Consider the following 22,037-nt stretch of genomic DNA (forward strand, 5'->3'; position numbering starts at 1 on the left):
GCGTCGAAATCATCATCTTCTGATATCTTAGGTAAACCGGCCGGAACGTATACGCAAACAGTAACGTATACTGCAACAGCTTTATAAAAAAAAATATTTTCATATTAATATTTGTGATTTGGTGTTTCGAAGGCTTCTTACAGGAAGCCTTTGATTTTGTATGAATTGATACCGATATAGAGAAAATTCAAAATCCGGGAATACGGATCTATCGGCTGTATGGTAGAATTTATGTTTTCGAACATTTAAATCTCATTCATAGATCACACCAAACATTCAGCAAATTGATAAAGCCGTTTTATATCTTTTTTAAAGTGATCAAATTTCAAAAAACGGTACAGTACATGTTTGCAATTTTATGAATTAGTTTGCTGAATATTTGGAGTATTTGAAAGGCAGAATATTAAATAATGATTGGAATATACTGATTATGAAAGTTATATAATCAATACTCAATTTATACTATCCACTTTTGTACTATTTATCAGTCTGTGGCACAAAAAGTACTTTATATATTTAAGCAAATAATCTTAACAAAGGATTTTTAAAACAAATTTAGAAGATAATGTATAAAATTACTCAACAATTAAAAAAAATAGGTTTCAGCCTTAATAGGCTGGATCATATCATAGAAAGAAACAATCATATTAGAGAATTTTCCACTTCAGATTACTTTTGTATTTATCTATTTCTTGATGATATAAGAATAATTGTTGAAAATGTACCTTATGATATCCCGGGAGGAAATACGGTTTTCTTAGGACCCCATAAAAAAATAATTTTTGAGAAGACCAAAAGTGAAGATTTTTTTGTTATTGCTTTTTCTTCCAGCTTCTATGAAAGATCAACAAAGGACAGTCTATTCCTTAACTCCCAGGTCTTTTTTAATTACAATTCAGACATTTTTGTTTCTCCTTTAAATAACATTAAAGAAATGAAAATAATCTTCGTTGAAAGTATGAGTAAATTTCTAGCTAAAGATGAAGCTTTATATATTTCAGCAGCACATAATGCAATAGAACGTCTAATTTTAGATGCTCTGCTGAATATACCTACTGAAGAAGTTAAAAATGACCCTAAATTAGATTATTTATATCATGTCAACAGATTTAAGGTACTTTTACAACGGGACTTTAAAACAGCGAAAACAGTTCTTTATTATTCTAATGAACTCAATATTTCTTCTAGAAAGTTAACAGAAATGACTGAATATGTTACCGGAAAATCGGCAAAGCAAATTATCATTGATAAAGTGATTGCTGAATCTAAAAAAGAGCTAATGTATTCAACTTCTACCATATCACAGATCTCTTATGATATGGGATTCAGTGATGAAGCCAATTTCAACAATTTCATTAAAAAGCATGCCGGGAAAAATCCTTCAGAAATAAAAACAGTGAAGTGAAAATAGTGTTCATCAACCAGTGTCTTCAGTAGAACTTTTGGAGATATTTTTAAAGGTGATACAATAAAAGCAGATCTGCATCTAGCAGAATCCAGTCTCGAAAAAGATATTTTTACTGCAGGTAAATCTTCTAAGCAGAAACTGATGAAATGTAAAAAGGCTTACCAAAAATGAAAGTTCATTGGAGTCAGAAATTTTCCTTTTAGTACCAATGCTTTTTTGATATCCGAGACTGATACGGAAATTTGAAAAGCAAACAACAATAAAGTAAGAATAGACAGTGATTCAGATTTTTAAATGACTGTCAGAAAAAGGGATGTAAAAACATCCCTTCCTTCTTTTACTGAGGTTGAATTTCAAACAGCGTATCACCGCAAGAAGTGTCATCCAAATGTCTTAAGGTTTGTCCGTTGAACGTACAGACCTCAATTATTGAAGTTGTAACTGTGTTAGGACACAATTCTTGTACTGTTTAGCTTTAAGAGTAAGGGAAATAACTTTTTATGACATAGTTGTTGTATTATGATAAATCATTAAATTTGGAAATAAATTTAAATAATTAATTATGAAAAAAAATTTACTTTTAGCAGTTTTTTGTTTCGGCATAAACAATGCGCAGGTATTTTCTGAAAATTTTAATTCTGGCTCTATGCCAGCAGGTTGGACAGTTGAAAATCCTGATACAACTTACAATTGGGAAGTGGGTTCATCAGTTTTTTATAACTCATTACCAAGTGGTGCGGCATTTTTTGATGATGATGCTGCAGGTAGTAGTTCCCTAAATAGTAGTGCCAAATTGATTTCACCAGTCATAAATCTTTCTTCTGTTTCTAATCCACATTTATCTTTCAACTATGCAAACATGATTGATACTGAGGATTCAATTCTTAAAGTGGAAGTTTTTAATGGTACTGCATGGGTACAAGTATTTAGTTTTGCAGGTTTAGCTGGAACTTGGGACTACGATCCGGCTACTTTTGATGAATATCTTGAAAGCTATGACCAAGCTCAAAATATTAATCTTACTCCATATACAAATGCAAATTTTAAGGTGAGATTTGTCTATGATGATGCAGGAGATTATTCTTATGGGGTAGTAGTTGATGATATTATTATTACTTCAGGTCTACTGGGCACATCTGATATGTCATCGATTTCAGATAATGTCAAGGTATATCCCAATCCTGTAAAAGATAATCTTTTTATTAAATCTGACATGAAAATCTCTAAAATAAGTTTGATTGATATGTCAGGAAAGCAAATGAAGACTTTCAATGGAAAATCAGATAAGTATGATCTTTCAGATTTGCAAAACGGAGTTTATCTGCTTTTAATTGATGACGGAAAAGAAGTTGTAAAAAAGAAAATTATTAAGAAATAATAATTTTAATATAGCTAAAATAAAAACCTTTCAAATAATGAGAGGTTTTTGTGTAAAAATATAGTGTACTACGCTAAAATAATCTTTCACCAAAGCATTTCACACCAACGAATTTCATTTTACAAATCTCACAAAACGAAAATTTTAATGTTATAAAATATTTTCTAAGCAGAAACTGATGAAATGTAAAAAGGCTTACCAAAAATGAAAGTTCATTGGAGTCAGAAATTTTCCTTTTAGTACCAATGCTTTTTTGATATCCGAGACTGATACTGAAATTTGAAAAGCAAACAACAATAAAGTAAGAATAGACAGTGATTCAGATTTTTAAATGACTGTCAGAAAAAGGGATGTAAAAACATCCCTTCCTTCTTTTACTGAGGTTGAATTTCAAACAGCGTATCACCGCAAGAAGTTTCATCCAAATGTCTTAAGGTTTGTCCGTTGAACGTACAGACCTCAACTCCATTGGTGTCACAGCTTTTCGGAGTATCCACGCAGGCTGCTTCGCCCGTATTACCTAAACGGTATCCAATTTCAACAGCTTTCCTGCTGTCACCTTTTTTCGCTGCAAAAGCAGCTCCTGTAGCCATTACCATAATGACTGCCGGCATAATGAACTTTTTCATAATAAAAATGTTTAATGTGTGCCTACTCTGTGAGGTTTTCGGCTTTCCCTTTATTGTAAGGCGTTCAGAAGGCTTTCTCTGAAGCTGTAAGAAATAATTTCAGTACCGATGATCGCATACAGGTGATCTTCTGTAACCATTAAACCGCTTATTTTTTTATCATTACGATCCGCAATATAAACACTGCCCACATAGCTGCGATTCTCAATGTTGTATATATCAATAATACTTGCTGATTTCCATTTCTTTCGGGATTCATTCTTTCCCATGAGATCTGAGTTGTTGAACAGGTATTTTTTATAAATCGTCTGCAGTTTATTGACTCTGTAAGATGGTGCACTCATTTTGTTGCGTCCATCAGATAAGGTGGTTGTTTGTATTTTGGCGATCGATGTTGTATCAATGGTATTTTGACTGAGATGTTCATTGATATTTTGATTCATTACCAACAATTGATTTCTGTAGGTATAGGTGTAAATCAGTTTTTTTCGATCCGATTCTGAGATCAGTAAACCATCAGAATCAAAAATTCCATCCGTCTGTTTTGTCAGTATTTCAGGATGAAGCTTTACTTTTTTTCCATCATTCAGATTTAGTATTCCCAATGTAAAGGCTTTCGTTTTTCCGCTGATGGTGCGAAACACAAACTTAGTACTGTCTACCACAGCAAGCTGATCAAAATAAGCATCTTTATAACTTATCGTTAGAGCCGCAGGATTATTAATCTTCCCCCTGAAAATAACAGGAACACTTCCATCATGTAAATAATAATGAGGAGAGTTGATTAGTAATCTTAAGTTTTTATACAAGTGAACATAGGAGTCTAATTGAATTTTAAAATTTGAGGATTTGGAAAGATTTTTGGATAGAATTTTCGCTTCTAAAGGACGGGTGATACTTCCTAAAAAAATACTGGTTTGATCTTGACCTGCAAAATAATAGAAGTCATTATCGAGTTTCCTTTTTTCTTGCTCAATCAATCCATTGGGAAAAAACCTTCGGGTAAAATTATTCTCTTTTTTAATTATATGTTCTGAAGAAATGAATAAAATGATAACCAGTGCAATACTCAATACATTGCTGATAAAGAGAAGGGAAATGTTTGTCCTAGTTGATAAATTTCTGATTACAGTTTCAAGATAGATGGCAACAATTCCAATTCCAACACACACGATATTAAAAATCAGATGTTCCGTCCATCCAAGTTTCTCAAGAATCCCACCGCAAGAACAAGGAACGAAATCACTGAAATTTAGAATGATGTAAATATAGATGGTAAAGGCAGACATAAGTGCTGTTGATGCATAAAGCCCAAGGAGACGTGTCTTAGGAATACTTAGAAATAGGACAATAATAAGTTCAGTAATGATGACTCCATAGGAAACGATACCCGCATAAGCACTCAGTAATGGAGACTGTCCTATCTGGACTTCAAAATTCTCAAAATCAAGTATCTTACTGATACTTGTGTAGAAGAAAAGCAAAATAAAAAAATAGGCTGTAGAAGAGGGCAAATAGGTTATAATCTTTTTCATGCTATTGGTATTTAAAATCTTTGTCATTCCAATATCCATCTTACTCCATAACCGCAGTAATCAGGCATGGTTTTACCTTTACAGAGAGTAATGGTTGTTTTAAAATTCCCCATATTTTCCCAGACGGTTAGGACATGGTTTGCCTGTAACAACTGATAAGGATTTCTGGGGAATCATCTTTTATTATGGATTGTGTTTTTTAGTTACAGTCCGCCAATTGTCACCATCTCTCACAGGAGGATCTGGATACAAATGACCATCAGCGGACTTTGCAGAATCTTTTGACATTGACTGATCATCTTTCTCCGGACTGATTAAGACAGTATTATCAGTTGGTGTGATCTTTTCATCTCGTTCAGCACAGTTTTGAATAAAAACCGAGCTCATTACTAAGCTTGCAATAGGGATAAATTTTTTCATTTTAATTATTTTTTGGTTACTTATCCCGGCCGGATTGATTAGAATTCTATGGTCAAAGTTATAGGAGATGCATACTGGAAAAAAAATGTTGGAAGGATCGATTTTAAAATAAAGGTGTCTCAATTTTAAAATTGAGACACTAAAATAATCCTCTGAAATAAGTATTGTTCGTATTTACATTCATTTGGATTGTTAACCAAAAGCAACACCTCGAAAAGTGATTTATTTTGCAGCAAATTGTTTATTTTTGGAATGGTGAGGTTAGTTAATAGAGCATATGAAAAAGTACAATTACTTAATCATGCTGTTTTTCCTGTTTTCGCAATATTTATTTTCACAACAAACGAAAGACAGAACATTCAGAGAGATCAGAAAAACTTATGAGAAAAAAACAACTGACGACAGCAGTGCAATGCCGGCAGTACAACTTTATATTCAAAAAGCAAAAACCGAGTGCGATTTTAAACAACTGATCCAAGGGTATCGTGACGGACGACAGTTTACATCTTCGTTTCATGAAAAGATGAAATACGCTGACAGCACTTTACAGCTCAGCGTTGTTTACGGTACGCGAGATGATATCAGCAAAGATTATCTTAGCAAAGGAATTCTCTATTATTTTTATAAAAAGAAGTATAAGCTCGCTTTAGACCAATATTTAAAAGCTTTTACTTATGCGAAGGATACAAAAGATGAATTTCATCATTACAAAGTCATCTATCATTTGGGAATTGTAAAAAGTCATTTAGGATATTATGATGAAGCTATACAACACTTTCAAAAATGTATATCGTATTACGAAGCTACAATGAGTCAGAAGATTCATGACAACGAGTACTTTAACAATAAAAAAGCATATTTAAACAGCCTACATCAGATGACGGTGATTCGGCGCTATCAAAAAGATTTTTCTAAGAGCGACAGTATAAGCAGGTTAGGATATGATATTACTGTCAATGATGCAGAATTTTCTTTAGAAAATAGTTATTTTCTAAAATGTATAGGTATTTCCAAGTATCAAAAAAAACAATTAGCATCATCTAAATCCAATCTGCAGCAAGCACTTCCGGTCATATTAAAAAGAAATGATTTCGCTTGGGCAACTGTTATTTACTATTATTTAGGCAAAATCCACGCAGAAGAAAATGATCAGAGAAAAGCGTTAATCTATTTTAAAAAAATCGATTCTGTTTTTGTAAAACAAAATTTTATTTTACCAGAAGTCATGAATAATTATGAATATCTGATCAGATATTATCACAATAATAATCTAAAGAAAGAACTTTATTATACCAATCAGCTTCTTAAGGCAGACCATCTTATTACCAAAGATTTTTCTTATCTCTCATCGAAAATTCATAAGGATTATGATCGCACATTTTTATTGGAAGAAAGACAGGATCTCGAAAGAAGAAGCATTATAAAATCTTGGTTTTCACACAGTCTCTTATGCTTTCTTGTTATTTTGGGATTCCTTTACATACTGCGTTATCGCAGAGAGAAAGTGATTAAGAAGCAATATGAGCTGCTGAAAAAAAAACTGGGTGACACAAATTCCTCTAATTTGATAACACCTACTTTTTCTGACAGTTCAGTTAAACACCAGACCAGAAAAAAATCGCTCTCAGCTGAAATTAACGAAGGGCTCGGTAAAAAAATTGAAAAATTCGAAAAGGAATGCGGTTTCAGAAAACTTGGGTTGACACAAAAGATTTTGGCTGATTCTTTGGGCACAAACTCTGATTATCTGTCTATATACATCAACGAAAATAAAGGGATGAGCTTCCCAAATTATATTGCCGAACTCCGAATCAATTACATTACTAACCTTATGAATACCGACAAAAAATACCTAAGTTACAATATTGATGTTTTGGCCAACACCTGCGGTATTTCAACACGTCAGAAATTTTCAGAATTGTTTTACAAGATCAATGGAATTCGTCCCATTGACTTTATCAACAAAAGAAAACAGGAATTAGATATATCCTAACAATCAGCAAAATAATGGGATTTTTTGTAATCTTCTAAAAAAGGAAATGGTAATAAAAGCAATTTTTAGAAAAATCGAAAAGCTTTACGAAGATCTTAAGCAGAGGGCTTGTGTCGGGAAAGATGTTTTAACAGAGGCAATATAGAATTAAGTGAGGTGATTAAGTTTGTACAGAGGTCACGAAATCGGTCATCTTACTATTAAGCTATTTGATGTCTTTGATACATTAGTAAAATTAAAGAGCTGTAAACATCAATGTCTAAAACTTTTAGCTTATTTTAGTTTCTCAACCAGCGGAGAGAGGGGGTCGAACCTATATCTTCCAACGCTTATTAATCTTCGATTTTTTTACTGTAAAATAGTTTTTGTCATTATTTTGCTGCAAAACTTTTTAGTTTTTTTTAACAAATTTTCATGTGATTTAATCTTGTCTAAAAAGCAATCTATAATTCTTCTGCAATCTACAAAAAAATATGTAAATGTCTGATTTTCAAATAAGTGTAAATTGGTTTATATATATATTCTCTGATGTTAACTACTGCATTTGGATTTCTCATTTTTGCTGAACCGAATAGTAATTGAGCAATAAAAAACCTGAAATTTTCAGGTTTCCAATTTTTTAAATTTTACAGCATCGCCTGATCGGTAAACGAAAAATGTGAGTCTGAAGTCAAATTAAATGATCAAGTAATGTCATACTTAGAATTTTAGCAGCCACAAAATTATAAAGTTTGTCCAATTTCAGGTTATTAATAGTAGGTAATCAATCTCTACTTTTATGTAATACTTGAAATATTTGATTATTACGGAATGATTAATAAGGAAAAAAGCCATCATTACAGGTGCACCCAAGGGATTGCATTAGAAAATTTATTGCAGAAGGAATTAAGCTCATACTGAAGTATTTTTTATACTTTTGTTAAGTGAAAGTTCTAAGGCTCATATTGACCATCTACTTCATCGCATTATTAGTAATGCCGTGTAGTGATGTCAATGCGCAGTCTTCACAAAGTGAAAATCCTCAGGTTTTCGTGAGTGAGGATCATCCTCATTCAGATAAAAAAGATGATGCCTGTTCTCCTTTCTGCTTCTGCAGTTGCTGTCAAATTACGGTAACGGCATTCAAGATTGAGCCCTTATTAGAGATTGCTTCTCAGATTCCATTCTATTATTCAAATAAAATTCTTTTTCACAAGAACAATATTGCCTATCAGGTTTACCACCACATCTGGCAACCTCCCAAAATTTAATTTTTTTATATCGATTTTCTGAAAGACTCTGCAGTTGATGCACTGTCTTCAACTTTATGTTTGCAGTAATCTAAATGAAGATTTAGTTTATTTCTCTCATTGTATTAAATAACAATTTCAATAAAAAATTAAATCAAATTCTGTGTTAGATAAAATCATAAAATTTAGCATCAAGAACAAGATTGTCATTGGTATCATGACCTTGTTGTTGATTGTTTGGGGTATTTGGAGCGCCACCAAATTACCAATAGATGCTGTACCGGATATTACCAATAACCAGGTTCAGATCATTACCGTCTGTCCCACTTTGGCCGGACAGGAAGTGGAACAGTTGGTCACTTTCCCTATTGAGCAAAGCATCGCCAATATTCCTGATATTGAGGAAACCCGAAGTATTTCAAGATTTGGATTATCTGTAATTACTGTTGTTTTTAAAGAAAAGGTGGACGTTTATTTTGCACGTCAGCTGATTTCTGAAAAATTAAAAGAAGCGTCCGAAGAAATCCCGAAAGGCGTGGGAACCCCTGAACTTTCTCCGGTCAGTACAGGTTTGGGAGAAGTCTATCAATATATCCTTCATCCGAAAAAAGGAAGCGAAAAGAAATATTCATCCAAAGAACTGCGTACAATGCAGGATTGGATTGTCAGAAGACAGCTGAACGGAACGCCTGGCGTTGCCGAAGTCAACAGTTTTGGAGGGGAACTGAAACAGTATGAAGTAGCTGTCGACCCCAATCGCTTGAGAGCAATGGGAGTCAGTGTTACAGAGCTTTTCACGGCTTTGGAAAAGAACAATCAGAATACAGGCGGTGCCTACATCGATAAAAAACCCAATGCCTATTTCATCCGTGGAATTGGTGTTGTGACTTCTCTGGATGATATTAAAAACATAGCCATTGTGAATAAAACAGGAAGTGTTCCGATTTTTATAAAAGATGTCGCCGATGTCCGTCTGGGAAGCGCAATCCGTTATGGTGCGATGACTTACAATGGTCAGGTGGATGCGGTTGGCGGGATTGTGATGATGCTGAAAGGTGCCAACAGCAATGAAGTTGTGAATTTAATAAAAGATAAAATCCCGACTATTCAAAAATCTCTGCCCAATGATGTGGTCATCGAACCTTTTCTTGACCGTACTGATCTTGTTGGACGGGCCATCAACACGGTTGAGAAAAACCTTATCGAAGGTGCTTTAATTGTCATTTTCGTTCTCGTGATTTTTCTTGGAAATTTCAGAGCAGGGTTAATTGTTGCTTCTGCAATTCCTCTGGCTTTGCTTTTTGCTTTGGGAATGATGAACGTTTTTGGCGTAAGTGCCAATTTAATGAGTTTGGGAGCCATAGATTTTGGACTGATCGTCGACGGTGCTGTGATTATTGTGGAAGCCACACTTCATCATTTGGGATTAAGAAAATCCACTCAGAGACTGACGCAGTCTGAGATGGATGAAGAAGTTTTCCTGTCTGCATCGAAAATCAGAAACAGTGCGGCTTTTGGAGAAATAATCATTCTCATCGTTTATATTCCAATCTTAACCTTAGTCGGTGTCGAGGGAAAAATGTTTACACCGATGGCAAAAACGGTCGGTTTTGCGATTTTAGGTGCGTTGATCCTTTCACTGACCTACGTCCCAATGATGAGTGCCTTGTTTTTATCGAAAACAGTTTCCACTAAAGAAACCTTCTCGGATAAAATAATCAATCAATTACAAAGCATTTATCAGCCGTTATTAAGAAAAGCTTTACAGTTTAAATACATTATTGTTTCTGCCACAGTAGTTTTGTTTACGGTCTGTATCTTGATTTTTTCAAGAATGGGCGGCGAGTTTATCCCACAGTTGCAGGAAGGCGATTTTGCGTTCCACTGCATATTGCCACAGGGAAGTTCGTTAACCCAAAGTGTGGAAACATCAATGCAGGCTTCAAGGATTATCAAACAGTTTGATGAAGTGAAAATGGTGGTTGGAAAAACAGGTTCAGCCGAAGTTCCTACCGATCCGATGCCGCCGGAAGCTTCCGACTTAATTATCGTTCTTAAACCACAAAGCGATTGGAAAACAAAGAAATCGTATGATGAGCTGGCGGATGAAATTTCAGAAAAACTGGAACTGATTCCCGGCGTTTTTTTTGAGAAAAACCAACCGATACAGATGCGTTTTAATGAACTGATGACTGGAATTCGTCAGGATGTTGCCGTGAAAATTTTTGGTGAAAATCTGGATTCTCTTGCAATCTATGCGGAAAAAGCGAATAAGGTAATTAAAACCGTTGATGGTACCACTGCGCCGCAAATCGAGCGAATCAGTGGACTTCCGCAAATCAATGTAGAGTATGACCGAACTAGAATGGCAAATTACGGACTGAATATCGAAGACGTTAATAATACGCTGAGCACTGCATTCGCAGGAAAATCCGCAGGTCATGTTTTTGAAAATGAAAGACGTTTTGATTTGGTCGTCCGGTTAGACAGCCTTCACAGAACCAATATTGAAGATGTCAGTAATTTAATGATTTCCACCAGCACCGGAAACCAGATCCCGCTTTCTCAGGTGGCGAATATCAGTTATAAACTCGGTCCATCACAAATAAGTCGTGAGGAAGGTAAGCGTAGGATTGTGATTGGATTTAATGTCAAAGACCGTGATGTTGAAAGTGTGGTGAATGATATTCAGGAAAAATTGGATAAGCAAATCAAGTTGCCTTCGGGATATTACTTCACCTATGGTGGACAGTTTGAGAATCTGCAGGCAGCGAGCAAAAGGCTGATGATAGCTGTTCCTGCTTCGTTACTTTTGATATTTTTCTTACTGTATTTTACATTCCGATCTTTCAAACAGGCTGCATTAATTTTTACGGCCATTCCAATGAGTGCTATTGGTGGAATTTTCGCCTTGCTGATACGGGATATGCCGTTCAGCATCAGTGCGGGAATTGGTTTTATCGCTTTGTTCGGAGTCGCAGTTTTAAACGGAATTGTTCTCATCGGAACCTTCAATCAATTGGAAAAAGATGGAGAAACCGATATTCTGAAACGTGTTTTTGAAGGAACCAAAACAAGACTAAGACCAGTTTTGATGACCGCAGCCGTGGCTTCTTTCGGATTCTTACCAATGGCCATTTCAACCGGAGCCGGAGCAGAAGTACAGAAACCTTTGGCAACTGTCGTTATCGGCGGTTTAATCACCGCAACTTTCCTCACGTTGTTTGTCTTACCAATGTTGTACATTATTTTTAATAAAAAATTCAGAAGAAATCATTTTAAAATGAAATCTTTGACAACGATTGTCCTTTTGGGAATTCTATCATTTGGGCAGACTTTGAATGCCCAAACTTCTAAAACACTTTCTGTTGAACAGGCAACAGAAATGGCTTTGAGCAATAATTATTCAATCCAGTCAAAAGATTTGGATATTAAAGTGTCTGAAGCTTTGAAACCAACGGCTAATGAGCTTCCGAAAATGAATTTTACTGCACAGTTGGGACAATATAACAGTCCGAAATTTGACCAGTCGTTTTCGATTTCGCAGAGTATTCCGTTTCCGACTTTGTTCAAAGCCAGAAAGGAACTTATCGCTCAGGAAATTAAAGCCAAACAAATTAGTAAGGAAAATAACGCCAATGAACTCGCGAAACAGGTCAGAACGTATTTTTATCAGATTGAATATCTGCATTACAATCAGACAAAACTGATGAAACTCGACAGTCTGTATCAGGATTTTATCAGGATTGCAACGGTGAGATTTAATGCCGGAGACATCAAGAAAATTGAAATCAACACCGCAGAAACTCAGAAAGGAGAGATTGATCTTTTATTAAATCAGAACAAAACTTATCTGAAAACCACCTACAAAAATCTAAAAACCCTACTCAATACAGATGACGAAATTGAGATTCCACTCACAAAAAATTATCAACCACTTAAAGTGGAATATGTTCTGGACAGTACAGCGATTGCAAACCATCCGACGGTGAAGGCTTTTTATCAGGAAATTGAAATTGCCGAGAAAAATAAAAATGTAGAAAGATCACAAGGTTTACCGGAGTTCAGTTTAGGATATGTGAATCAGTCGCTTATCGGTTTTCATACGGTGAACGGTCAGGAAAAATACTACAATGCCGGAAATAGGTTCAATGTTGCCAATATTGGTATTTCGATTCCTCTGACGTTTGGAGCTACCAAGGCCAGAATTCAGTCTTTGGATTATCAAAAGCAGATCGCAGAATCCAATGCAAAGCTTCAGCAAAAACAATTGACTGCTCAGTTGGAAAATGCTTTGAGCCAATATCAGCAGGACGTTCAGCAATATGAATATTATGTCAATCAGGCTTTGCCGAATGCAGAAAAAATTGTGAAGGCAGGTCAACTCGGCTACAAAACGGGAGAAATTTCCTACATCGAATATCTCTTTGCTTTACAGACCGCAACTAATATTCAATTGAAATATCTGGAATCCATTCAACAGGTCAATCAGTCTGTCATTACCATTAATTCTTTAATCAATCAATAAAATGAAACAACATATTATCTACACAACTTTTGCGTTTTTGTTTCTCGTAGGTTGCGGAAAAAAGGGCGCTCCTAAAGAGTCTGAAAGTGAAGTGAAAACGGAGCAAACCGAAGAGCATGGCGAGGAAACACCACAAACTATTACAAGCGTTACAGAAGAACAAATCAACGCAGTAGGCATCACTTTGGGAAAAATCGAAATGAAAGAATTGACTTACACGATTAAAGCAAATGGTGCGCTGCGCGTTCCCAACAATAACAAAGCAACCATCACGTCGATGTATGGCGGAATAATTAAAACTTTAAATGTTCAGATTGGAGATTTTGTAAAAAAAGGACAGGTCATTGCCTCTATTTCAAATCCGGAATACATCCAGTTGCAGGAGCAATATCTCACTGTGAAAAGCAGGATTACCTTTGCCGAGCAGGAATACAGAAGACAAAAAGAACTGTTTGATAATGATGCAGGAGCAAAGAAAAATCTTCAAAGTTCCGATGCTGAACTGAAAACTTTGAGAACACAACGTTCATCTTTGCAGAGACAGCTTCAGATTATGGGTATTAATCCTTCGAATATCAGCAATGGAAATTTAAGATCAGGGTTGGTAATTACATCGCCAATCAGCGGAACAGTCAGCTCCATCTCTGCACAGATAGGAAGTTATGTCGATCTTTCATCGCCTGTTGCCGAAGTGATTGACAATGGTTCTTTACATCTAGATTTACAGGTTTTTGAAAAGGATTTGCCCAAGATGAAAGTAGGGCAGATTGTTCATTTTAAATTGACCAACAATCCCGAAACTGAGTACGATGCCAAAATATATAGCATCGGTTCTTCTTTTGAAAACGACAGCAAAACCATCTCCGTACACTGTTCCGTCACTGGAAACAAAGAAGGATTGATCGACGGAATGAATATTACAGGAATTGTAAGCCTTGATAAAAGCACAACACCGGCGGTTCCCAACGAGGCGATTGTAGAAGCAAACAGCAAATATTTTGTATTCATTAGAACAGATAGAAGACCTGAAGAGCATCACGAAGAAGAGAGTGAACATCAGGACGAAAAGAAAGCGCCCGAAAAAGAATCCCCAACCATTAATTTTGAAAAGATAGAAGTGGTAAAAGGTTCTTCTGATATGGGGTACACAGCAATTACAACCGTCAATGAAATTTCAAAAGATGCTGAAGTGGTTGTGAAAGGAGCATTTTTTGTGAATGCGAAACTGAGTAATTCCGGAGAACACGAACATTAAGATAAAAACATATGGAGCACCAACATCAAAACAATTAACAAGTCAAGCATCTTTGCTGCACCCAGCAAGGAGGGAAACATTTGTTTCGAACGTCGTTAAGTAACACAACCAAAATTTCGAGCCTTATCCATTAAAAATTGTAGATGCTAACAATTTTATGGAATCCAATTATGGCAGCGGCAAGATAGTTGTAGTTCTTTAAAAACCCAAAAACAAGATTTATGAATTTACAGGTGGAAACAGAGTTTCAGATACAAAACCACTCCAGGGATACTTTTCTGGCAGACGTTCTTGAAGGTTTACAAAGCAGTCCGAAAAAATTACATTCAAAATATTTTTACGACGAAGCAGGTGACAGGCTTTTTCAGCAAATTATGGATATGCCAGAATATTATCTAACCGATTGTGAGCTGGATATCTTTAAAAATAGAACTGAGAACTTAGCAAAAAGTATTTTAATCGATAGCGAAGCCTTCGATTTAATAGAATTGGGAGCTGGCGATGCCATAAAATCCAGTTTTCTGCTAGAACATCTGACCAAAAAAAATATTGATTTCACCTATATGCCAATCGATATTTCCGGACATATTTTAGATGAGCTGAATGAAAAGTTCAGCAGGGATTTGCCCGCAATGGAAGTCATTACTTTGGAAGGCGACTATTTTGATATGCTTGACAAGGCGATGACCATCTCGCAAAGAAGAAAAGTGGTTTTATTCCTTGGTGGCAACATCGGCAATATGGATATGGAAGAGTCTTATCATTTCTGCCGAGAACTCAGAAGAAAACTTAATCGCGGCGACATTCTTCTGATTGGTTTTGACCTCAAGAAAAATCCGCAAACCATTCTCGATGCCTACAATGATGAAGCAGGAATTACTTCTTCATTTAATCTTAACCTTCTCATCAGAATGAACCGAGAATTAGAAGCGGATTTCGATGTTCTAAATTTTCAACATTACCAAACATATGACCCAATTTCGGGCGCTTGCAAAAGTTATCTTGTAAGTTTGACTGAGCAAAACGTACACATTGGAAGCCAAATTTTTCGCTTTGAAGAAAATGAGTTGATTGATATGGAAATCTCACAAAAATTTTCTCTTGAAGATATAAGCAAACTCGCTCGAGATTCCAAATTTCATGTTATTGATGAGATTGCCGATTCCAAAAACTGGTTTGTAGATTCGATTTGGCAAGTATTATAATTATAAAATAGATTCCAATGAAAGAAAATTCCATTCTTGCGATATCAAATTCTATAACCAATTGGACAGACAAATATTCACAGATTCGAAATCATTCTGTTAAAATCTGCGAACCTCTGGAAATAGAGGATTATGTGGTTCAACCAATCGTCGACGTAAGTCCACCAAAATGGCATTTGGGGCACACAACCTGGTTTTTCGAGACTTTTATTTTGGAACCCAATTTTCCTGGTTATGAGGTTTTTGATGCTCAGTATAATTACGTTTTCAACAGTTATTATGAGACAATTGGCGCAAGAGTTATCCGTACCGACAGAGGAAACCTGAGCCGTCCGTCCGTTTCAGACATTTATAAATACAGAAAATATGTTGATGCGCAAATGGATTTATTTCTACAAAGTGAATATTTGACAGAAGAAATCAAACCTTTGCTCGAACTTGGTCTCAATCATGAACAACAGCATCAGGAATTGCTCTTAACTGATATTAAATATATTTTAGGTCACAATCCACTCTTTCCGGCCTATAAAAATGTAGATATTTCGAAGAAAGAACATTCTGAAACTATCGAAATGATTCACTTTGATGAAGGTGTTTATGAAATAGGTTTTCAAGGTGAAGGTTTCAGTTTTGATAATGAATTGGGAGGACATAAGATTTATTTAAATGATTTTGAAATTGCCAACCGTTTGGTTACCAATCAAGAATATTTGGAATTTATGGAAGCTGGAGGCTATGAAGACTTCAGACATTGGCACGCTGAAGGCTGGGATTGGGTAAAACAGAATGAAGCAAACTCTCCTTTGTACTGGCATTTGATTGACGGGAAATGGATGAATTATACTTTAAATGGACTTCAGCGATTAGATTTAAATGATGCCGTTTGTCACATCAACTTTTACGAAGCCTCAGCCTTCGCCTCCTGGAAAGGAATGCGTCTGCCAACCGAAGCTGAATGGGAAGTAGCCTCCAACCATTTTGATTGGGGAAACCGTTGGGAGTGGACAAACTCCGCCTATTTACCTTACCCCGGATTTAAAAAAGAAGCCGGCGCAGTCGGAGAGTACAATGGCAAATTTATGGTCAATCAAATGGTTTTGCGTGGCGCTTCAGATGCAACACCAAGCGGACACAGCAGAAATACATACCGCAACTTCTTTCAGACTGGCTTAAAATGGCAATTTACAGGAATTAGGCTTGCTCAATAACTGCTTATGATTACAGTAGAATCGGTTTCAAAAATTTTCAGCGGAAAAGAAATAGTTGACGATATTTCTTTTCAAGCTAGTGATAAAGAGATATTGGTGCTTTTAGGGACGAGTGGTTGTGGAAAAACGACCGCTTTAAAAATGATTAATCGTCTGATAGAAGCCGATTCGGGAAATATTTTGATTGATGGAAAAAATATTCGTGACCAGAAAGTGGAAGAGTTGAGAATGGGAATCGGTTTTGTGATGCAGCATTCAGGATTGTTTCCGCATACGATTAAGCAAAACATCGCCGTTGTTCAGGAATTATTAAAATGGAACAGGCAAAAAATTCAAAACAGAATCGAAGAACTTCTGCACAAACTTCACCTTCCTGAAGATGTGCTTCTCGTTTTCCCAACGAATTAAAGAGTTGCCAACAGCAAAGAGTGGGAATTTCCCGCATTCTGATTTCTAATTCACCGCAAGCGTTAATAATGTCAACCCTGTCATTGATTCAGAAAATATCATTGATGAATTTAAATCTACAGCGGAGACAAGCGTCCGGAATGCTTTCATAAAAATTAAGTTCAGACCATAAAAATGCAGAAGCTTACGAAATGTTGATTAAGTGCCCAAAAAGAAAATTAATAAATCTCAGACATTGTAATAAAATGCTAAATGATCCTTTTAAAATAAAAAATATAGATTTTGAGACTTCATCTTCTTTGATGAGGATTTCATTTTTGTCTACATACTTTTTGCAGATATTTTTATTAAATAACTGTATTTCGACATCAAAAAAAATGTGCAAATTGCTCCAGCATTGATTTGTGAAAATTTAAATATTTTACAAATATAACAGATCTTCAAATTTAAAATTGTGAACTATGTGATTAGCCCCTATCAATAGGGGGAAATTTTAAATATTAAAAAGAAATGAACACTGTTCAAAAAATATTTATATATTTGCATTATAAATTATCTTATGAGTATCAGCGAAAGAAAACAGAAGGAGAAGGAAGCATTAAGATTGCTGATTCTGAACGGAGCCAAAAAGCTTTTCGTTGAAAGGGGGATTGAAAGTACCACGATTAGAAGCATAGCGGATGAAATCAATTACAGTGTCGGTACTGTCTATGTTTATTTCAAAGATAAGAATGCTATCTTCCACGATCTGCATTCGATCGGGTTTCAGGAGTTAGGGCAGTACTTCAATGAGCTTTTTGGTATAGAAGATCCAATGAAAAGACTGAAAAAAATGGGATTTACCTATATCAAATTCGCAATGGAAAATTCTGAAATGTATGATTTGATGTTCAATCTAAAAGCTCCTATGGATTACCTAGAGGAACAGAAGAATAATCTATGGCCCGAAGGAGCTAATACATACAGTTACTTAAAAAAAACAGTGGAAGAGTGCATGAAGAGGGGGCATTTTGATGGTCATGATTCAGAAGCACTTTCTTTTCTGATCTGGAGTATGGTTCACGGTATGTGCTGTCTGGAGATCCGCCACAGAACCAAAGGTATTAAATTCAGCAGTCCTGAAACTATTCTTTCAGAAGGTTATAAAGCGTATTTGTTAATATTAGAAAAAATGTGAATTTTTTTGAAAAAAAATGAACATGATTCAAAATAAAAACACCGTATATATAAATGTAATTTTCACTCATAATACTAAAACGAACTCTAAAATATTTATAACAACCATGGACAGAAGATTTTTTATTAAAAAAGGATCGCTCGCTTTTCTTTCGATTTGCACCCCGTCTGTCTTTCTTAAAAACATTGATATGGACTTAACTAATGAAAAAATGTACGATACAATTATCGTAGTTGGCAGCTATGCGGGACTCTCTGCTGCCATGACACTCGGACGTTCTATGAGGAATGTCCTAATTATTGACAGCGGGAATCCCTGCAATAAGCAGACCCCTCATTCACATAATTTCTTAACAAGAGATGGTGTACCCCCAGGAGAAATTGCGAAAATTGCCAGGCTAGAGGTTGCCAAATATCCAACCATCGAGTTTTATGAAGGTTTCGCAGTAAGTGGAAGCAAAATATCTGAGGGTTTTGTTATAAAAACCTCAGATGGGAAGTCATTTATAACTAAAAAACTGATTTTTGCTACCGGAATTGTAGATTCACTACATGCTATCACAGGATTCGCAGAGTGTTGGGGCATATCTGTCATACACTGTCCCTACTGTCATGGATATGAGGTTAGAAACAAGAAAACAGCAATATTAGCGGATGGAGATCGTCTGGTGTATTTTACCTCGTTAATTAAAAACTTGACCGATGATGTCACCTTGATCACATCAGAGATAAATGCCAGTAATGGTGAAAATATTGCAATCCTTCAAAGAAATGGCGTTAAAATAATTGAGAAAAAGATCTCAGAAATACAACACCACAACGGATATATCGAAAAGGTCATTTTTTCTGATGGAACAGCTGATAGTTTTGAAGCAATGTATGCACCGGTACCATTCCGACAACATTCTAATATTCCACAGGAATTGGGATGTGAGTTGACAGATGCAGGTCTTATCAAAATTGATGAATCTCATAAAACTACCGTAGATAGTGTATATGCAGTTGGTGACAATAGCAATATGTTAAGGTCCGTTTCATTGGCGGTTTCATCAGGATCTGTTGCGGGAGTAAAGATCAATGGGGAATTATCTGCTGAAATGTTTAGCTAATATCACAGTTAATTTCGTAAATAAGAGGTGATAAAAATCTCTTTTGAAACCCTTAATGATGCTCAGGTAAAGTCAATTCTAATTTATAGACTATTGGCAGCTTGATCAACACTTTTTTTAAAAAATTTATGAACAATGTTCAAATTATAACCAATGTTATCTATTAAAAATTTATCATCAATGTTTTTGCTATGCCTTGGTTTTCTTGGGTATGGTCAAAAACATCTCGACCGTTACATTGAGATCGGTCTTGAAAACAACGAAGTGATCAAACAGAAGAACTTTGACATCAATAAAAGTCTGTATGCACTGAAGGAAGCACAGTCATTGTTTTCGCCCAATGTTGCCTTTGTTACCAACTACACCATTGCAGACGGCGGAAGAACTATTGACATTCCAATCGGGGATATGCTGAATCCGGTGTACAGCACATTGAATCAGATCACAAACTCCAACGCTTTTCCACAGCTTCAGAATCAGTCGGTATTGATCAATCCAAACAATTTCTACGATGTCAAGCTTCACACGACGATGCCTCTGTTAAACTATGAGATCATCTACAATAAAAAGATCAAGGCCCAACAAACCACGTTGCAAAAGATCGAACTGGAGATCTACCAGCGTGAATTGGTCAAGGAAATAAAAATTGCCTACTACAAGTATCTGCAATCTGTGGAAGGTATCAGGATCTACGAAAACGCATTGGCCATCGTCAAAGAAAATCAAAGGGTCAACAGATCGCTATTTAAAAATGACAAGATCAACAGAACCGCAGTACTCCGGAGTGATAACGAGGTAACGAGAATCGAAGCGAATCTTGAGACAGCAAAAAACACAAGTAAAAATGCAGGATCTTATTTTAATTTTCTTTTAAATCAAAAGTTGGATTCAGAAATTGAAATCGACGAGATTCTGGAATTGCCCACCGAAATGATCACAGAAAACACATCAAGCAGAGAAGAATTGAAACAATTGGGACAGGCAAAGGAGATCAACGAGAATGTTTACCAATTGACGAGATCCAACTGGTTTCCAAAACTAAGCGGATTTGCAGATCTGGGATTGCAGGATTTTGATTTTAAAGTTGATAGGTCGTCCCGCTACTATTTCGCTGGTCTGAGTCTGGAATGGAACATCTTCTCAGGTAACAAGAACAGATACAAGTTAAAGCAGGTGGATGAGGACAGCAAAAAGATCAGTTCTCAGATCGACAATGTTAAGCAGCAGCTGCTGTTGCAGTTTAATGTTTCCCAAAACAATCTGAGATCGGCATTGGAACAGTATGAGTCGGATAGTAAGCAAAAAGACACCGCACAAAAATACACCGGAGATGTTACCAAACTGTATAAGGAAGGAATCGCCATTTACATTGAGCTGCTGGATGCGCAGAATCAGGTGGTCAATACTCAGCTCAATGCCAATATTTCCCTTTACAATTCCTGGATCGCTTTTGCAGAGCTGGAAAGAGCCAATGCCACATTTAATTTTAATAGATAAATACTAAAAGATTATGAATAAAACATTAAAAATATCAATGCTTTCTCTCTTCTTCATCATGTCCTGCAAAGAGGAGAAAAAAGAGGTTAAACCTTTTGAAAGTGCCGAGGTCATTCCCGTAAAAACGGCATCGGTCAGTTCTCTCGCACTTGCCGGAAACATCAGCGCATCAGGTTTGGTGACAACACAAAATGAAACGACCTATTCCTTCAAGATCGGTGGAGTAGTGAGCGGCGTTTATGTGGAGGAAGGTCAGTTTTTCAGAAAGGGTCAGCTTCTGGCGACACTGGATGAGACCGAGATCCGTGCCGGTCTGAATCAGTCTGATTTGAATGTTCAGAAGAATGAGCGTGATTACAAACGTGCAACCAGTCTATACAAAGACAGTGTGTACACATTAGAGCAGGTTCAGAACACAAGAACAGGCCTTGATATTGCCCGAAGACAGAAAGATGCCGTTGCTTTCAATGCCAGATATGCAAAGATCTATGCAAGCTCTGACGGCTTTGTTTCACAGAAAATAGCCAACAAAGGCGAGATCGTTGGTCCTGGCTCTCCGGTTCTGATGATCAATGAAACTTCCCACAACAACAATTATTTACTGAAAGTCGGTTTGACAGATACCGAATGGGCATCCACAAAGATCGGGCAAAAAGCAGTGGTTACACTCGACGGTTATCCTGGAAAGAAATTCGATGCCTTTGTGTTCAGGAAATCGCAGGCTGCCGATATGGCACTCGGATCTTTTCAGGTGGAGCTTAAGCTGACGATGAATGACAGCAAACCTGCAGTGGGAATGTTCGGAAAGGCAGAGATCCAAACCGATCATTCCGAAGACTTCATTGTGATCCCCTATAATTCTCTCCTAGAAGCTGACGGAAACAGAGCCTTTGTCTTTGTTGTTGATAACAGCAAGGTCAAGAAAAGACCGATCACGATCGCCAAATTCGAAAACAGCAAAGTTTTCGTACAGGATGGACTTCAGAAAAGCGATAAAATAGTGATCTCCAACAGTGCCTATCTGAACGAGCAGTCGAACATTAAAATCATTAAATAACA

General features: G+C 36.1%; 16 protein-coding genes and 1 pseudogene. 14 read left to right on the forward strand and 3 right to left on the reverse strand.

What is annotated here, in order from left to right:
* The 3 genes and pseudogenes from AR685_RS18345 to AR685_RS00010 all read left to right on the forward strand — a co-directional run.
* Nucleotides 1–87: pseudogene (locus tag AR685_RS18345) on the forward strand (peptidoglycan-binding protein LysM); the annotation flags it as partial.
* A gap of 478 nt (nt 88–565) precedes the next feature.
* Nucleotides 566–1,405, forward strand: coding sequence for a helix-turn-helix domain-containing protein (locus AR685_RS00005; RefSeq protein WP_047443830.1), 840 nt, complete (start codon nt 566–568; stop codon nt 1,403–1,405).
* Between the two features lie 565 nt (nt 1,406–1,970).
* A complete protein-coding gene (locus AR685_RS00010) occupies nt 1,971–2,786 on the forward strand; it encodes a T9SS-dependent choice-of-anchor J family protein (protein WP_059123367.1) in 816 nt (271 codons plus the stop codon).
* A 374-nt stretch (nt 2,787–3,160) separates the two neighbouring features.
* Here AR685_RS00010 and AR685_RS00015 read toward each other — a convergent pair whose 3' ends face one another.
* From AR685_RS00015 to AR685_RS00025, 3 genes are all read right to left on the reverse strand, one after another.
* Nucleotides 3,161–3,415 carry a DUF6520 family protein gene (locus AR685_RS00015; protein WP_047443832.1) on the reverse strand — a complete coding sequence of 85 codons (255 nt, stop codon included), beginning with the start codon at nt 3,413–3,415 and terminating at the stop codon, nt 3,161–3,163.
* A gap of 50 nt (nt 3,416–3,465) precedes the next feature.
* Nucleotides 3,466–4,950, reverse strand: a complete 1,485-nt coding sequence (locus AR685_RS00020; RefSeq protein ID WP_059123752.1) for a MauE/DoxX family redox-associated membrane protein — start codon at nt 4,948–4,950, stop codon at nt 3,466–3,468.
* A 183-nt stretch (nt 4,951–5,133) separates the two neighbouring features.
* Nucleotides 5,134–5,370: a hypothetical protein gene (locus tag AR685_RS00025; protein ID WP_059123753.1), complete on the reverse strand. Its 237-nt coding sequence runs from the start codon at nt 5,368–5,370 to the stop codon at nt 5,134–5,136.
* A 277-nt stretch (nt 5,371–5,647) separates the two neighbouring features.
* Between AR685_RS00025 and AR685_RS00030 the strand changes: the two genes are divergently transcribed.
* The 11 genes from AR685_RS00030 to AR685_RS00080 all read left to right on the forward strand — a co-directional run bounded on the left by AR685_RS00030 (nt 5,648) and on the right by AR685_RS00080 (nt 22,035).
* Nucleotides 5,648–7,363, forward strand: a complete 1,716-nt coding sequence (locus AR685_RS00030) for a hypothetical protein (protein ID WP_059123368.1) — start codon at nt 5,648–5,650, stop codon at nt 7,361–7,363.
* Nucleotides 7,364–8,286: 923 nt separating this feature from the next.
* Nucleotides 8,287–8,613 carry a DUF6660 family protein gene (locus AR685_RS00035; RefSeq protein WP_082002105.1) on the forward strand — a complete coding sequence of 109 codons (327 nt, stop codon included), beginning with the start codon at nt 8,287–8,289 and terminating at the stop codon, nt 8,611–8,613.
* Nucleotides 8,614–8,755: 142 nt separating this feature from the next.
* Nucleotides 8,756–13,120, forward strand: coding sequence for a CusA/CzcA family heavy metal efflux RND transporter (locus AR685_RS00040; protein ID WP_082671869.1), 4,365 nt, complete (start codon nt 8,756–8,758; stop codon nt 13,118–13,120).
* Between the two features lies 1 nt (nt 13,121).
* A complete protein-coding gene (locus tag AR685_RS00045) occupies nt 13,122–14,375 on the forward strand; it encodes an efflux RND transporter periplasmic adaptor subunit (protein WP_047443835.1) in 1,254 nt (417 codons plus the stop codon).
* Between the two features lie 221 nt (nt 14,376–14,596).
* The gene (locus AR685_RS00050) at nt 14,597–15,580 is read left to right on the forward strand and encodes an L-histidine N(alpha)-methyltransferase (protein ID WP_059123370.1); all 984 of its coding nucleotides are present in this window, start codon (nt 14,597–14,599) and stop codon (nt 15,578–15,580) included.
* Nucleotides 15,581–15,597: 17 nt separating this feature from the next.
* The gene (egtB, locus tag AR685_RS00055; protein ID WP_059123371.1) at nt 15,598–16,788 is read left to right on the forward strand and encodes an ergothioneine biosynthesis protein EgtB; all 1,191 of its coding nucleotides are present in this window, start codon (nt 15,598–15,600) and stop codon (nt 16,786–16,788) included.
* A 6-nt stretch (nt 16,789–16,794) separates the two neighbouring features.
* Nucleotides 16,795–17,196, forward strand: a complete 402-nt coding sequence (locus AR685_RS00060; protein WP_059123372.1) for an ATP-binding cassette domain-containing protein — start codon at nt 16,795–16,797, stop codon at nt 17,194–17,196.
* Between the two features lie 559 nt (nt 17,197–17,755).
* A complete protein-coding gene (locus AR685_RS00065) occupies nt 17,756–18,373 on the forward strand; it encodes a TetR/AcrR family transcriptional regulator (protein ID WP_059123373.1) in 618 nt (205 codons plus the stop codon).
* Between the two features lie 22 nt (nt 18,374–18,395).
* Nucleotides 18,396–19,481, forward strand: a complete 1,086-nt coding sequence (locus tag AR685_RS00070) for an NAD(P)/FAD-dependent oxidoreductase (RefSeq protein WP_317040550.1) — start codon at nt 18,396–18,398, stop codon at nt 19,479–19,481.
* A 153-nt stretch (nt 19,482–19,634) separates the two neighbouring features.
* Entirely contained in the window at nt 19,635–20,978 is a 1,344-nt protein-coding gene (locus AR685_RS00075) for a TolC family protein (RefSeq protein ID WP_059123374.1), read from the forward strand.
* A gap of 13 nt (nt 20,979–20,991) precedes the next feature.
* Nucleotides 20,992–22,035, forward strand: a complete 1,044-nt coding sequence (locus AR685_RS00080) for an efflux RND transporter periplasmic adaptor subunit (protein WP_059123375.1) — start codon at nt 20,992–20,994, stop codon at nt 22,033–22,035.
* The last annotated feature ends 2 nt before the right edge of the window (nt 22,036–22,037 follow it).

Origin of the sequence: Chryseobacterium sp. JAH (genome assembly GCF_001507335.1) — a bacterium.
In the GTDB taxonomy this organism is placed as follows: domain Bacteria; phylum Bacteroidota; class Bacteroidia; order Flavobacteriales; family Weeksellaceae; genus Chryseobacterium.

Coding starts and splice junctions, on each gene's coding strand:
- AR685_RS00005 (WP_047443830.1), top strand. CDS start 566: ATGTATAAAATTACTCAACAATTAAAAAAAATAGGTTTCAGCCTTAAT.
- AR685_RS00010 (WP_059123367.1), top strand. CDS start 1,971: ATGAAAAAAAATTTACTTTTAGCAGTTTTTTGTTTCGGCATAAACAAT.
- AR685_RS00015 (WP_047443832.1), bottom strand. CDS start 3,415: ATGAAAAAGTTCATTATGCCGGCAGTCATTATGGTAATGGCTACAGGA.
- AR685_RS00020 (WP_059123752.1), bottom strand. CDS start 4,950: ATGAAAAAGATTATAACCTATTTGCCCTCTTCTACAGCCTATTTTTTT.
- AR685_RS00025 (WP_059123753.1), bottom strand. CDS start 5,370: ATGAAAAAATTTATCCCTATTGCAAGCTTAGTAATGAGCTCGGTTTTT.
- AR685_RS00030 (WP_059123368.1), top strand. CDS start 5,648: ATGAAAAAGTACAATTACTTAATCATGCTGTTTTTCCTGTTTTCGCAA.
- AR685_RS00045 (WP_047443835.1), top strand. CDS start 13,122: ATGAAACAACATATTATCTACACAACTTTTGCGTTTTTGTTTCTCGTA.
- AR685_RS00050 (WP_059123370.1), top strand. CDS start 14,597: ATGAATTTACAGGTGGAAACAGAGTTTCAGATACAAAACCACTCCAGG.
- egtB (WP_059123371.1), top strand. CDS start 15,598: ATGAAAGAAAATTCCATTCTTGCGATATCAAATTCTATAACCAATTGG.
- AR685_RS00060 (WP_059123372.1), top strand. CDS start 16,795: ATGATTACAGTAGAATCGGTTTCAAAAATTTTCAGCGGAAAAGAAATA.
- AR685_RS00065 (WP_059123373.1), top strand. CDS start 17,756: ATGAGTATCAGCGAAAGAAAACAGAAGGAGAAGGAAGCATTAAGATTG.
- AR685_RS00070 (WP_317040550.1), top strand. CDS start 18,396: ATGATTCAAAATAAAAACACCGTATATATAAATGTAATTTTCACTCAT.
- AR685_RS00075 (WP_059123374.1), top strand. CDS start 19,635: ATGTTATCTATTAAAAATTTATCATCAATGTTTTTGCTATGCCTTGGT.
- AR685_RS00080 (WP_059123375.1), top strand. CDS start 20,992: ATGAATAAAACATTAAAAATATCAATGCTTTCTCTCTTCTTCATCATG.